Annotated in this window: 13 protein-coding genes; 2 read left to right on the top strand and 11 right to left on the bottom strand. The window is 57.2% G+C overall.

What is annotated here, in order from left to right; genetic code table 11:
- Positions 1-65 precede the first annotated feature (65 nt).
- Positions 66-839: an envelope biogenesis factor ElyC gene (elyC, locus tag QMZ29_RS23655; RefSeq protein WP_261423679.1), complete on the top strand. Its 774-nt coding sequence runs from the start codon at positions 66-68 to the stop codon at positions 837-839.
- Between the two features lie 7 nt (positions 840-846).
- Here elyC and QMZ29_RS23650 read toward each other — a convergent pair whose 3' ends face one another.
- The 6 genes from QMZ29_RS23650 to cspE all read right to left on the bottom strand — a co-directional run bounded on the left by QMZ29_RS23650 (position 847) and on the right by cspE (position 5,113).
- Positions 847-1,743 (bottom strand): YcbJ family phosphotransferase, encoded by an 897-nt coding sequence (locus QMZ29_RS23650; protein ID WP_261423680.1) that lies wholly within the window; start codon positions 1,741-1,743, stop codon positions 847-849.
- A 150-nt stretch (positions 1,744-1,893) separates the two neighbouring features.
- Positions 1,894-2,643 (bottom strand): 3-deoxy-manno-octulosonate cytidylyltransferase, encoded by a 750-nt coding sequence (gene kdsB, locus QMZ29_RS23645; RefSeq protein ID WP_004928235.1) that lies wholly within the window; start codon positions 2,641-2,643, stop codon positions 1,894-1,896.
- Positions 2,640-2,822, bottom strand: coding sequence for a Trm112 family protein (locus QMZ29_RS23640; RefSeq protein ID WP_004928237.1), 183 nt, complete (start codon positions 2,820-2,822; stop codon positions 2,640-2,642). The genes kdsB and QMZ29_RS23640 overlap by 4 nt, the downstream gene beginning before the upstream one ends.
- Before the next feature lie 297 nt (positions 2,823-3,119).
- Entirely contained in the window at positions 3,120-4,346 is a 1,227-nt protein-coding gene (locus tag QMZ29_RS23635) for a winged helix-turn-helix domain-containing protein (protein WP_049204253.1), read from the bottom strand.
- A gap of 113 nt (positions 4,347-4,459) precedes the next feature.
- Entirely contained in the window at positions 4,460-4,681 is a 222-nt protein-coding gene (locus tag QMZ29_RS23630) for a cold-shock protein (RefSeq protein WP_004928241.1), read from the bottom strand.
- A 222-nt stretch (positions 4,682-4,903) separates the two neighbouring features.
- Positions 4,904-5,113, bottom strand: a complete 210-nt coding sequence (cspE, locus tag QMZ29_RS23625; RefSeq protein ID WP_004928244.1) for a transcription antiterminator/RNA stability regulator CspE — start codon at positions 5,111-5,113, stop codon at positions 4,904-4,906.
- Positions 5,114-5,638: 525 nt separating this feature from the next.
- Between cspE and hglS the strand changes: the two genes are divergently transcribed.
- Positions 5,639-7,045, top strand: a complete 1,407-nt coding sequence (hglS, locus tag QMZ29_RS23620) for a 2-oxoadipate dioxygenase/decarboxylase HglS (RefSeq protein ID WP_060432821.1) — start codon at positions 5,639-5,641, stop codon at positions 7,043-7,045.
- A 2-nt stretch (positions 7,046-7,047) separates the two neighbouring features.
- Here hglS and lpxK read toward each other — a convergent pair whose 3' ends face one another.
- The 5 genes from lpxK to rpsA form a co-directional block, all read right to left on the bottom strand.
- Entirely contained in the window at positions 7,048-8,028 is a 981-nt protein-coding gene (gene lpxK, locus QMZ29_RS23615; RefSeq protein WP_261423681.1) for a tetraacyldisaccharide 4'-kinase, read from the bottom strand.
- Positions 8,028-9,776: a lipid A ABC transporter ATP-binding protein/permease MsbA gene (gene msbA, locus QMZ29_RS23610; protein ID WP_025302279.1), complete on the bottom strand. Its 1,749-nt coding sequence runs from the start codon at positions 9,774-9,776 to the stop codon at positions 8,028-8,030. The genes lpxK and msbA overlap by 1 nt, the downstream gene beginning before the upstream one ends.
- Before the next feature lie 35 nt (positions 9,777-9,811).
- Positions 9,812-12,088, bottom strand: a complete 2,277-nt coding sequence (locus QMZ29_RS23605; protein ID WP_392396788.1) for a ComEC family protein — start codon at positions 12,086-12,088, stop codon at positions 9,812-9,814.
- Positions 12,089-12,358: 270 nt separating this feature from the next.
- The gene (ihfB, locus tag QMZ29_RS23600) at positions 12,359-12,643 is read right to left on the bottom strand and encodes an integration host factor subunit beta (protein ID WP_004928264.1); all 285 of its coding nucleotides are present in this window, start codon (positions 12,641-12,643) and stop codon (positions 12,359-12,361) included.
- A gap of 62 nt (positions 12,644-12,705) precedes the next feature.
- On the bottom strand, positions 12,706-14,379 hold the full coding sequence (gene rpsA, locus QMZ29_RS23595; protein ID WP_004928267.1) for a 30S ribosomal protein S1: 1,674 nt from the start codon (positions 14,377-14,379) through the stop codon (positions 12,706-12,708).
- Positions 14,380-14,431: the final 52 nt, after the last annotated feature.

The following is a 14,431-nucleotide window of genomic DNA, read 5'->3' as shown; positions in this document are numbered from 1 at the left end:
TGTATCTTCTTGCGGCCTGTTTATGCCTGGATGCCGCTTTTTCACCCAAAAGGATCTGATTTTCGATGCTGTTCAACCTGAAAAAGTTCTTTGGCGCCCTGCTGATGCCGCTACCGCTGTTGATGCTGATGATGGGGCTGGCGCTGTTACTGCTGTGGTTCACCCGTTGGCAAAAAAGCGGTAAGACGATTTTCACGCTGAGCTGGCTGTTTTTACTGCTTTTCAGCCTGCAACCGGTGGCCGACCGACTGCTGCGGCCGATCGAAGCCGAATACCAGACTTATCGCGGCAACGATCCGGTCAGCTACATCGTGGTGTTGGGCGGGGGCTATACCTACAATCCCGACTGGGCACCTAGCTCGAACCTGCTCGGCAACAGTCTGCCGCGCGTGACGGAAGGCGTGCGGCTCTACCTTGCGCATCCCGGCGCCAGGATGGTGTTTACCGGCGCGTCCGCCGGACGCATGCAAAGCAACGCCGCCACGGCGGCGCTGGTAGCCGAAAGCCTGGGCGTGCCGCGCAGCGATATGGTGATTTTGAGGGAACCGCGCGATACCGAGGAAGAAGCCGCTCAGGTCGCCAAGTTGGTCGGCGAGCAACCGTTCATTCTGGTGACCTCCGCCAACCATTTGCCGCGTGCCATGCGTTTCTTCAAGGCTAAAGGCCTGCACCCGATCCCAGCACCGGCCAACCAGTTGGCGATCGACTCGCCGCTGAATATCTGGGATCGCGCCACACCGTCGTCGATGTTCCTCGGCCATACCGAACGTGCCTGGTATGAAACGCTGGGCAGCCTGTGGCAGTGGCTGAAAGGCGCGGATAGCGCCGGCGCCGAGTAAAACCCGTTCAACCGGCCAGCCAGGGCAGCAGCTGTTGCGACGCATAGTCGAACGGCCGCCGCTCCAACTTGCCGGTATGGATCAAACGCCCTACCGCTTCCCACACCACGTATAGCCAGCGCCGCGCAAGGAAAGCGTCGGCGACCGGCGCCCGCTGCAGATAGCTGAACAGCAGTTGGCTGGGCATGCCCGGCTCGCAAAGGCGGAAAAGATCGTATTCGCGCGGCGCCCACAGCACCACACCGGGATTGAGCATCGCCAGCAGTTGATCGCTTTTGGGATCTTTCAGCATACTGCGCAGCGACAGGTTGCCGTGCACCAGGACGCAGGGATCGTCGAAGCCGACGAAGAAATGAGTCAGCGCTTCGCGCGTGCGATACAGCAAACGCCGATCCGCCATGGTCAGCTGCGGGGTAGTGAGATTGACCAACGTCGCCCACAGCACTTCAACCCGCTGTTGATACCAACAAAACCAGTCGTTCTCCTGCGTGCTGTCAACGCTGCCGACGCTGCCGTGACTGTCGATGCGGTGCCAGGCCAATACCCCGTCGACGATCTGCTCCATCAACATGTTCCAGCGATCCGGCGAACGCGTTGGCGCTTCGGCCGACACGCCGCGCAGGCGTTCGATCAGCAGGATTTCCGTATACGGCGCCTGGTGGGTGCACACTACGCCGTACACCGTCGGCAGGCGAATATCCCCGTCGCGCGCCAACATCGACAACTTATACGCCTCCTGTTGGGCAATACCCTGACAGATAAAACTTTTCGCCATCAGCGGGATGGCGTTGCCCTGCCGATCGTACAGCGAATACATATGCGCATAAGGCTGCTCGCTCACCCGCTCCAGCCGGCTGATGGACTCACCCAGCACAATGCTCAGTTCTGCGCGTAACTGCTCCATAAGGCATTCACCTCAGGCTAATATGGGGGGATGCGTAACATCATCGAACGGTGAGCGGAAAAATTCTTCAACGCAGATCAACAAAACGGGGATCAATAGGGGAGGTATTACATCGTCGGCGCGTTGCGCGCCGCGCCGACGAAATCAGGCTCAGGGTTGAATGCTGTCGCGCACGCGCTGGAGATCTTCCGGCGTATCGACCCCCACGCTCGGGATCGCTTTCGCGACCGCCACGTGGATTTTTTCACCGTACCACAGCACGCGCAGCTGTTCCAACAGCTCGATCTGTTCCAGTTGGCTCGGCGCCCAGCTGACGTAGCGGCGCACGAAACCGGCACGGTACGCATAGATGCCGATGTGACGCAGCAGGCTGTCGCCGATGCTCTCTTTCGACGCAGCGAAACGTTCGCGATCCCACGGAATGGTGGCGCGTGAGAAATAGAGTGCGTAGCCCTGTGCGTCCATTACGACCTTCACCGCGTTGGGGTTGAAAGCCTCTTCCGCGCTCTCGATCGGCACTGCCAACGTCGCCATGCCGGCCTGGCTGCCCGCCAGATTCTCTGCGACCTGACGCACGATCACCGGTGGGATCAGCGGTTCGTCGCCCTGCACGTTAACGATGATCTGGTCGTCGGCAAAGCCGTAGTGCGCGATCACTTCCGCCAGACGCTCGGTGCCGGAATGGTGATCCGGGCTGGTCATGCACACTTCGCCGCCGGCGGCTTCCACCGCTTTGGCGACTTCAGGATGATCGGTCGCCACGATGACGCGGCTGGCGCCGGACTCACGGGCACGCTCCATCACGTGCACCACCATCGGCTTACCGTGAATATCTGCCAGCGGTTTGCCCGGCAAACGGGTTGAGGCGTAGCGGGCGGGAATAATAGCGATAAAACTCATGCGTGCTTCTCGTCCAGCGACAGCGCACGCGCTTCATTTTCCAACAGCACCGGGATGCCGTCGCGCAGCGGGTAAGCCAACCCGTCCGCTTTGCACACCAGCTCCTGGTTTTCTTTATTGAAATAGAGTTTGCCGTTGCATACCGGGCAGGCAACGATTTCGAGTAAACGGTGGTCCATGCATCCTCCGCAAGGGGATTGGTCATCTGGGAAAGGCAGTGAGGATAGCATAACGCCCGGCCTCAGGTTAATCATCGGCGGCACCAACCCGCCGATATTTCCTCACCGCGCCGGCGCAACAGCTTGAACTACGGCGCATCCCGGCGTAGAATTTTGTGATGCAAATCACAAAAAAGGTAGTAATACGTGATCAAACGTCTGCATAAAATCATCGCTCTGTTCGCTAACTTCAGCCACTGAGCCCCTTTGTAACGAGCGACGCTTAACTTCGTTTTACCCCACCGACGGCGTCGCTCGTTATCCCACTTCCCAGCCGGCACCCCATTCAGCGGCCAACACCGCCGGAATGTCACCCAGCGCGACGCGTTGTGCACCGTGCCATTTGGCCGTGCGCGCGATGGCCTGTCGGATATCTTGCGTTCGCTGTTTGCCGAAGCGCACCTGCGGCTCCGCATGGAAACTGATGATCTCGAAGATGCCCTGGCGACGGTGCGCCTTGGCGTCAATCCGCCCCACCAGCTCGCCACGATGCAGCACCGGCAAGGTGAAGTAGCCATAGCGACGTTTTTCTTTCGGCGTGTAACACTCTAGCCGATAGTCAAAGTTGAACAGCTCGAGCGCCCGACGGCGATCCCACACCACCGGATCAAAAGGCGAAAGCAGGCTGGTGACCGTCGATTTGAGTTTGCCCTGCTCCGCCAGCGGCAGCAATTCCGCCAGTGATTCATGCACATAGAATTGTCCTTCCAGCCCCTCTACCTGCACCGGCGTAATCTCGCCCTGTTCCTGCAGCGCTGCCAGCAAGGCTTTTGGCGCCACGCGCTTCAGCCGATAGTAGTCCGCCAACCACTCGGCGCGGAAAATGCCCAGATAGCGGCAGGTGCGGCACAGCATCTGCCGGCGCGCCTGCTCCACAGGCAGCGTATGGCGCGCATCGTCCCAGGCCGGCAGCAGCCTTTCGGTCAGATCGTAAACCCGGTGGAAGTTGCGACGTTCGGCCACCATCAGCTTGCCGGCGGTAAAAAGAATTTCCAGATGACGTTTCTCCGGTTTCCAGTCCCACCACCCGCTGTTGCCCTTCTTCTCGGCGCTGAAATCGGCGGAGCGCACCGGCCCCTGTTGTTCGATGTGCCGCAGCAGGTTGTCCATCGCGGCCTGGTGCTGCTGCACCCAGGCGGCGGAGTATTTCCAGCCCATATCATGCGGCGCCAGCATGCGGTGGCGCAGCAGGCCAAAATCTTCGATCGGCAGGAAACAGGCCTCGTGCGCCCAATACTCGAACAGCTTGCGGCCGGCGAGCGCCTGCTCAAGCCACTCCGGCTGATAGGCTCCCAAACGGCTGAACAGCACCAGATACGGGCTGCGAGCAACGACGCTAATGGTATCGATTTGTAACAACCCCATGCGCTGGATCGCACTCAAGACGTCATCGGGCCGAGCCTGGCGTTTAAGCGGAGAAAGCAGCCCTTGGGCGGCAAGGTGCAGCGCGCGAGCGGCGGTAAGGGAAAGGGTCGGGATGGTCATCCTGATATCCGTGGCGAGTAGGCAATGGCCTGATAATAGTGGATATCGCGGGATTTATCTTCGCCAGTGCTTGCGGGTGGCGACACCGGCACTGGCGAGGAAGGTGGGTGCGATCAGAACGCGATAACGTCTGCCGCGGACAGCCCATGCGAGCTGCGATAGATCGAGAACTCAACGTTCTGACCTTCGTTCAACGACTTATTTTTGGTGTTGGCGATAGCGTTGCGATTGACATAGATTTCGTCGCTGCCATCTACCGGTGAAATAAAACCATAGCCTTCGGCCTGATTAAACCATTTCACACGGCCCATTTTTAACACAGTATTTTTAAACATAACTTATATCCTTTTACTTGAGCATCCTTGACAACGTCATTTTTTATATTGTCTGGACGCTACCAGCCCATCCTAAAGTTTTTCGTAACAAACCTCTCGTGAGCAAAAAATTAAAAAACCCGCACGAAGGCGGGCTTGTTGAACTTAATATCTTCCGCATGATTCAGCGCTGAGGCATCACCATGGTTGTATTAAGATCTCTTATACGCGTTCCCTGTCTTCTTACAGAGCAACTACGTTAGCGGCAGCCGGCCCGCGCGGGCTGTCCTGAATGGTGTACTCGACGCGCTGGCCTTCAGCCAGGGTCTTGAAACCGTCGGTCATGATAGCGGAGAAGTGTACGAATACATCTTTGCCGCCGTCGTGCTGCTCAATGAAACCAAAACCTTTGCTTTCGTTGAACCACTTAACTTGACCCGTCTTCTTAGACATTACTTTTACCTTTAAATATATTTACAAAACCTGCCATAAGAGGCAATTGTGGCCATGTCAGAAACATTACTTATGGGAGGTACTTAGAAGGTTCGTCTTTGAAGCGGAATCGGATGATAACGTTTTTGGAGGAACTGCTTAACTCTAAACTCGAACATAAATAGGTCTGGATTACAGGCCGACTTGCATTTACTCATAAAAATGGTGGATGCACAAGGGGTTTATTGCATTAAATTCATAAATACGCCGAATTTATTTTTATCCCCCTGAATATGCATGACTTAATTTAACGCTCGCCGCGGCCGATCCACCGCGTTCCTCTGCTCACCGGGGCATCATTTGTCCGTCCGTGCGCTGCAAATGAGAGCTAACGCATAAAACTCTAATATGCTTGCCACGTCTATAACAAATCCCAAATCAGATGGCTAAACTTGAGGGGAAAACAAGGCAGACGGCTTTTTCGCCAGCACTTTTGCCGCTAAAAACACGATTTTTCAGATTATGCTGAATCAAGGAGCTATGCGCATGACCGCCCAGCAGTTCGTTTCACCTAATGAAATCCGCGCCAGATTCTCTCACGCGATGTCGGACATGTACCAAAAGGAGGTACCACTGTACGGCGATCTGCTGGAGCTGGTGGCGGAAACCAACCGACAGGTTCTGCGCGAAGATGCCGCACTGGCTCATCAACTGCAAATCACCGGCGAGATCGAACGCCTTGCGATGGAGCGCCACGGCGCGATCCGGGTCGGCACTGCTGGCGAACTGGCCACCCTGCGCCGTCTGTTCCGGGTGATGGGCATGGCGCCGGTCGGTTACTATGATCTGTCTGTGGCGGGCGTTCCCGTGCACTCGACCGCCTTTCGCGCCGTACACGAAGACGCGCTGCAGGTCAGTCCGTTCCGCGTATTTACCTCCTTGCTTCGCCTGGAGCTGATAGAAGATCCCGCGCTGCGTGAGCTGGCCGAAGGCTTGCTGGCGCGCCGCCGTATCTTTACCGATCGCGCGTTGGAACTGATCGCGTTGCAGGAAGCGCAAGGCGGGCTAAATGAAGTACAGGCGCAAGAATTTGTCGAACAAGCGCTGGAAACCTTCCGCTGGCACAACCAGGCGACGGTCAGCGCCGAAGAATACCGGCAGCTGCACGATCAGCATCGCCTGATCGCCGACGTCGTGGCGTTTAAAGGGCCGCATATCAACCACCTGACACCGCGCACGCTGGATATCGATCGCGTTCAGCAGGCGATGCCCGCCCGCGGTATTACGCCCAAAGCGGTCATTGAGGGGCCGCCTCGGCGCCGTCGCGCGATCCTGCTGCGCCAGACCAGCTTCAAAGCGTTGGAAGAACGCGTCGATTTCGTTGAGCGCGACGGCCGCGTCGTCGCCGGTCATCATACCGCACGCTTCGGCGAGATCGAACAGCGTGGTGTAGCGCTGACGACCAAAGGACGCGAACTTTACGACCGTCTGCTGAAGGCCACCAACGATGCGCTGCAGGCGCCGCCGAGCGAGAAAAATGCCGAACGCTATTATCAGTTGCTGGAAGAAAACTTCCGGGCGTTTCCGGATGATTACGCCACGCTGCGCGAGCAACAGCTGGCCTGGTTCCGCTATTTCCCGACCGAGTGCGGCCTGGCGGCCAAAGAATCACTGGATAAGCACAGCACCCTGGAGCAACTGATCGAGAAAGAACACGTTCGCTTCCAGCCACTGGTGTATGAAGATTTTCTGCCGGTCAGCGCGGCGGGGATTTTCCAATCGAATCTGGGGGACAGCCGCCATACACAGTACAATGCGGCGTCAAGCCGGGCAGCGTTTGAACAAGCGTTGGGCAGTGAGGTGATCGACGAGCTGGCGCTGTATCAACAAACCCAGCAGCGTTCGCTGGAAGCCTGCGCGCAAGCCCTGGGGCTTGTCACGCTGGCGTCCTGAGGTTACTTAGCCAGTAGAGACTCGATATCCTGCAGCAGTTGCTCAGCCTGAGCGGAAGGTAGCACCGCATCAACCGGTAAATACCACCAATTAGGCTGGGCAAAGGCGCGGCATTTCACCGCGTCCTTCTCCGTCATCAGCAGCGTTTGCTCTGCGGTAACCAACGCCGCCAGCTGCGGCTGCTGATATTCCTGATGATCGGCAAACGCCACTTCCTGCACCACCTCGACGTTCAGCTTTTCCAACGTCGCGAAGAAACGCGGCGGATGGCCGATACCCGCCATCGCCACCACGCGCGGCAGCTCGGCCGCCGGGCGACGTTCACCGCTTAGCAGGTTTACTGCGTCACGCGCCTGCAGACGCATAGCAATTTCTCCGGCCTGCGCCACGCCGCCATTGGCGACACGCGCATCGACGCTGCCAAGCCGCGCAGCACGCTCACGCATCGGTCCGGCTGGTAACCACCAGCCGTTACCGAACCGACGCACACCGTCGATGACCACCAGCTCGAAGTCACGCTGTAAGGCATAGTGCTGCAAGCCGTCGTCGGTGATGATCACATCCAGCGGCTGTTGTTGCAGCAGAGCCTGCACCGCCTCGGCGCGCTTGGGCGCGATCGCCACGGGCGCCCCGGTACGCTGATAAATCAGCACCGGCTCATCCCCCGCCTCGCGGGTCGATGTATTCTGACCCAGCACCAGAGGATAGACCGCCGACTTGCCGCCGTAGCCGCGCGACACCACCCCAACGCGATAGCCCCGCTGCTGCAGGTGTTCCACCAGCCAGATCACCATCGGCGTTTTGCCGTTGCCGCCGGCAGTGAGATTGCCCACCACCACCACCGGCACCGGCGCGCGCCAGCTTTTGCGCAGGCCACAGCGATAGCTTAGGCGAATCAGCCAACTGAGCAGGCCATACAGCCAGGAGAGCGGCAGCAGCGCCAGATAAAGCAGCGAACCGCCGGACCAGATGCGCTCAATCATTATTGACCAAACTGCATGCGGTGCAGTTGCGCATAGGCGCCCTGGCGTTCAAGCAACTCGGTGTGTTCGCCGCGTTCAACAATGCGACCATCTTCCACCACCAGGATCTCGTCCGCCTTCTCAATCGTCGACAGACGGTGCGCGATCACCAGCGAAGTACGGTCTTTCTGCAACTCGTCCAGCGCAGCCTGGATGGCACGTTCGGACTCGGTATCCAGCGCAGACGTCGCCTCATCCAGGATCAGGATCGGGCAGTCGCGCAGCAACGCGCGCGCGATGGCGATACGCTGACGTTGGCCGCCGGACAGCATTACGCCGTTCTCACCGATCACCGTATCCAGGCCGTTCTCCATCTTGTTGATGAAGTCCATTGCGTACGCCATTTCGGCCGCTTTCTCAATCTGCTCGCGGCTATATTCACTCTCGCGTGCATAGGCAATGTTGTTGGCGATGGTGTCGTTGAACAGGTGCACGTTTTGCGAGACCAGCGCTACCTGATTGCGCAGCGAGGCCAGGGTATATTCGCGCAAATCGTGGCCATCCATCAGGATTTCGCCTTCTTGGATATCGTAGAAACGCGTCAACAGGTTGGCGATCGTGGATTTACCCGAACCGGAACGGCCCACCAAGGCGACGGTCTTGCCTTCGGCGATTTTCAGGTTGATATCACGCAGCGCCGGCGTTTCCTTGGATGGGTAGTAGAAAGTGACGTTGCGGAATTCGATATCGCCTTTCGCACGCTTCACTTCGCGGGTGCCGGTGTCTTTTTCCTGTTCCATATCCAAAATGGAGAACAGCGTCTGGCATGCCGCCATCCCGCGTTGGAACTGGGCATTGACGTTGGTCAGCGACTTCAGCGGGCGCATCAGCGCGATCATCGATGAGAACACCACGGTAATGGTACCGGCGGTCAGGGTTGCCATCACGCTTGGGAAGCTGGCGGCAAACAGCACGAACGCCAGCGCCAGCGAAGCGATCAGCTGAATGATCGGATCGGAAATCGAAGACGCGGAAACCAGTTTCATGCCCTGTTGACGCATGCGGTTGCTGACCGAGTTGAAGCGCTCGGTTTCCACCTGCTGGCCACCGAAGATCAGCACTTCTTTATGGCCTTTCAGCATCTGTTCGGCGCTGGTGGTCACCTGCCCCATCGTGTTCTGCATGTTCTTGCTGATGTTGCGGAAACGCTTGGAGACCAGGCGAATAGCGATGGAGACGATCGGCGCCAGCACGATCAGGATCACCGACAGCTGCCAGCTGTAGTAGAACATCATGATGAACAGGCCAATGATCGAAGCCCCTTCACGCACCACGGTCACCAGCGCGCTGGACGAGGAGGAAGCTACCTGCTCGGAATCATAGGTAATGCGCGACAGCAAAGTCCCGGTGGACTGTTGATCGAAGAAGGCCACCGGCATTCTCATCATGTGGCCAAACAGGCGGCGACGCATCTGCATCACCACCATGCCGGAAACCCAGGAAATGCAGTAGCTTGAAACAAAGCTGGTTACGCCGCGCATCAGCATCAGCGCGATGACGGCCAACGGCATCCACACCAGCACGCTGCTGTCGGTTTTTCCAAACCCATCGTCCAATAGCGGTTTAAGCAGAGACAGCATCAGCGTGTCCCCCGCTGCGTTCATAATCAACGCAATGGCGGCCACAATCAGCCCGGTCTTAAAAGGAGTGATCATCGGCCAGAGTCGACGGAATGTCTGCCAGGTCGAGAGATCTTTATCATTCATCATGCAAATACCAGCATCGGAAGAAATAGCGGCCTATTTTACTCATTATCACCCTCTACGCCAAACCGCTGATGGTACCAACGGGGCATTAATTGTTCGCGAAAGCCTTTAATTTGCCAATCATTGTCGAAAAAAAGTACCGATAACTGGCCGGAGCGCGTCGTATCGCGCCATATAATGCCATTTGCCCGGTATCTGGCGACCACTTTGCGCGCCGGCAAACGCCATTTGTTGTAACGAGATGCTGACGCCAATGCCGCCTGAGGATTGACCGCGCGCAGAAACGGCGGCGTGGAGGAGGTTCTGCTGCCATGGTGCCCCACCTGCAACACCGTCGCCGCCAAGCGATCGCGCCGCAATCGGAGCAGCTGCGCCTCCGCCTTTTTTTCCGCATCACCGGTAAGCAGCAGGCTGTGTTTCCCGTCGTCGATACGGATCACGCAAGAGTCGTCATTGCCCGGCTTTTTACGCGTTTTCGGCGGCCACAGCACCTCGAATTGCAACGCCTGCCAGCGCCAGCGCTCACCGGCGACGCAGGGCAAGTGCCCCTCCCCGCGCATCGGGCTGCGCACCGTAGCCTGTGGAAACACCCGCCGCACAGCAGGTGCCCCACCGGTATGATCGAGGTGGTCATGGCTGATAATGATCTGTTCCAGTTCAATACTCCGCCAGTTCAGCATTGGCAAAATATGCCGCTCGGCGGCACTGCCACCCGGCCAACGATCGCCAGTATCATACAGTACTCCCTTACCGTTTTGTTCAATGACCACCGCCAAACCGTGCCCGACATCAAGCATATCGACTCGCCAGCGGTAAGTCGGTTCTTTTTCCCGCCACAGCACGCAGCATATCGCTATCGTCGCCAGTCCCGACGCATAACGCCACCACCAATGAAAGCGCCAACAGACGACGATGAGCCATCCCGCCGCGCTGGCCAACAGCGAAGCCGCCCCCAAATCCACCCAACCACGTTGCAGGTAATTCAGAGGTACAAATACCCACTGCAGCGTGAAGTCCGCCAGCCACCATAGTCCGTAGCTTAACGAAGGGAAGAAACCGAACATCACCGCCAGCAAAATCAGCGGCACCGACACCAATGAGACAATCGGTACCGCCCACAAATTGGCCGGCAGCGAGGTCAGCGTCAGGCCCAGAAACAGCGCGGCCTGCATCGGCACCAGCAGCAACGTCATACCGAGCTGAATATGCAGCCAACGCACCGGTGCCCAATACCAGGCCGATCGGAATCGCTCGCCGAGCGGTGCCCATTCGAACCAAAAAATCAGGCACCCCACCGCCAGTACCGACAGCCAGAAACTGTCTGACAAGACCGCCAGCGGATCGCACAGTAAAATAAGCCCGACACACCACAGCCACACTTGCCAAGAAGAACAATGGACGCCGCGCAAGCGCAGCAGCATCCACAGCGTCATCGCCAACGCGGTGCGCACCGCCGGCGGCTGGGCGCCTACCAACCAGACATAGATCAGCGTCGCCACCCAGCCCGCGACCAGCGGAAAGCGATAGCCAATTAGATGAGAAGGAAGAAAAAGCTGCAGCGCACGCAATGTAACCCAGAACAAGATGGCGACCATCGCCACATGCAACCCTGAGATTGCCATCAAGTGCGCGATGCCGGTTTTCAACATCAGCATGCGTAAAGCCTGCTCCAGTGCGGTTCGCTCCCCAAATGCCAACGCCAGCAATACTGCCTTGTAACGCAGCTCGCCGATATTGGTTTCCGCATGGCTGATTATGCGCTGGCGTAAGCCGCAATCGCCATCCAGCAAACGAGCCTGCCTGACTTGGCCAGTTAACGGCTGGCGCTGCGCGATCGCCCAACGTTGGCTGTCGAAGCCGCCTTCATTGAGTTTGCCATGCACCGGCCGCAAACGCAGTTTCAATTGCCAACGCTGCCCGGCGCACAGGCGCTGCTGCTCAGGAGCCCATAGCGTGGTAAACGTCAATGCAGGTACCAACCAATGACCATCTATCCGCTCGATGCGCATCAGCGCCTGCTTATTGACGGCAGGCTCCAGCGCGACGCTGCTCACCTGCACCACCGCCATCATGTCCGGCATGCGGCTTAGGCGCTCCATTTGCCCGAGCAGGCTTCCGGCGTTGAAAACCGCCCATATGAATCCCAATCCCAGGCAGGCCAAATAACGGCAGCACGGCCAACGGGTGCGCAGCAGTAAACAGGCGACAAACAGCATCGGCCACAGCTGCCATTGCTCAGGCAACTGAGGTAAAACCAGCAGCGGCAGGATGCCGCAGATAACGGCGAGTATCGCCAGATCCAGCGAAATTTTGATCGATCTTCTCCCATCGGCTCCGCCATGAGCAAAAGCGCGTCATGGCAAGCAAGCAGGATCATTCAGCCGACATGTCACCGCCAGCGGGCTTTAATGAAGATGCGGTGAACATGGCAGGATAAGAGAGATCTATGCAGGAGCAACATCGTAAATGCGGCGCGGTGCGCAATTCCTAAGCGGAGCAGGGAGAACCGCAGGCGAAAAAAAACGGCGCCTTAAAGGCACCGTTTTATATTCTTTTCAAGCAACAACGCTATGAGCAGTCAGCGACTAGCCATAGATATTGGCGCGGTCACGCAACTCTTTGCCTGGTTTGAAGTGAGGAACGTACTTGCCGTCCAGCTCAACTTTGTCACCGGTTTTCGGGTTGCGACCTACACGCGGGGCACGGTAGTGAAGAGAAAAACTGCCGAATCCGCGGATCTCAATGCGTTCGCCCTCGGCCAGCGTAGCGGCCATGTGCTCAAGCATCTCTTTCACTGCATCCTCAACGGCCTTCGCCGGAATATGAGATTGCTGGCCAGCAAGTCTTTCAATAAGTTCAGACTTGGTCATAGTACCTCCAAGCTTTGCAGCTAAACTACCGTATCGGGGCGGTCAGAAACCGCCCCCCGTCATTACTCGCCTTTAGCCGCTTTGAAAGCTTCAGCCATTGCGTTAGAGAAGTTGCCTTCTTCCTGTTTGTTGTTAACAGTTGCGATGGCGTCTTTCTCGTCAGCTTCGTCCTTAGCACGTACGGACAGGCTTACAACGCGGTTCTTACGGTCAACGCCGGTGAATTTAGCTTCAACTTCGTCACCTACGTTCAGAACCAGAGTTGCATCTTCAATGCGGTCGCGAGAGGCTTCAGATGCACGCAGGTAACCTTCTACGCCGCCTGCCAATTCAACTGTAGCACCTTTGGCGTCAACTGCAGTGACTTTACCAGTAACAATAGCACCTTTCTTGTTCATAGACAGGTAGTTATTGAACGGGTCTTCAGCCAGCTGCTTCACGCCCAGGGAGATACGCTCGCGCTCTGCGTCAACTTGCAGAACAACCGCAGCGATTTCGTCGCCTTTCTTGTATTCACGTACTGCTTCTTCGCCTGCAACGTTCCAGGAGATGTCAGACAGGTGAACCAGGCCGTCGATGCCGCCGTCCAGGCCGATGAAGATACCGAAGTCAGTGATAGACTTGATTTTACCTTCAACGCGGTCGCCCTTGTTGTGGGTCTCTGCGAACTGCTGCCATGGGTTGGATTTGCACTGCTTCAGGCCCAGGGAGATACGACGACGTTCTTCATCGATGTCCAGAACCATCACTTCCACTACGTCGCCCACGTTAACAACTTTGGACGGATGGATGTTTTTGTTGGTCCAATCCATTTCAGAAACGTGTACCAGACCTTCAACGCCTTCTTCGATTTCCACGAAGCAGCCGTAATCAGTCAGGTTGGTTACACGGCCAGTCAGCTTGGTGCCTTCTGGGTAACGTTTCGCGATAGCAACCCATGGATCTTCGCCCAGCTGTTTCAGGCCCAGGGATACACGAGTACGCTCGCGGTCGAACTTCAGCACTTTAACAGTGATTTCATCGCCAACATTGACGATTTCGCTTGGGTGCTTAACGCGTTTCCAAGCCATGTCAGTGATGTGCAGCAGGCCGTCTACGCCGCCCAGATCAACGAATGCACCGTAGTCAGTGAGGTTCTTAACGATACCTTTAACTTCCATGCCTTCCTGCAGGTTTTCCAGCAGTTGATCGCGCTCAGCGCTGTTCTCGGATTCGATAACCGCACGGCGAGAAACGACAACGTTGTTGCGCTTCTGATCCAGCTTGATGACTTTGAACTCAAGCTCTTTGCCTTCCAGGTGCAGAGTGTCACGTACCGGACGCACGTCAACCAGGGAACCTGGCAGGAACGCGCGGATGCCGTTCAGCTCGACGGTGAAGCCACCCTTCACTTTGCCGTTGATAACACCGGTTACAGTCTCAGCTTCTTCGTAGGCTTTTTCCAGCGTGATCCAAGCTTCGTGACGCTTAGCTTTCTCACGGGACAGCAGGGTTTCACCGAAGCCGTCTTCAACAGCATCCAGAGCAACGTCAACTTCGTCACCAACCTGGATTTCCAGCTCGCCCTGGGCGTTTTTGAATTGCTCAGCCGGGATGGCAGACTCAGATTTCAGACCGGCGTCAACCAGTACGATATCTTTGTCGATAGCAACAACGACGCCACGAACGATGGAACCCGGGCGGGTTTCGATTTCTTTTAAGGATTCTTCAAAGAGTTGAGCGAAAGATTCAGTCATGTTGTTAATCTTCAGGGTTCTTTAGTTTAACGTCCATTTAGCGTCCCGCCGA

The organism is Serratia sp. PF-27, from assembly GCF_030053255.1.
GTDB lineage: Bacteria > Pseudomonadota > Gammaproteobacteria > Enterobacterales > Enterobacteriaceae > Serratia > Serratia bockelmannii.
The sequence above is the reverse complement of the archived record's forward strand: the minus strand, read 5'-3'. Positions and strand labels throughout refer to the sequence as shown.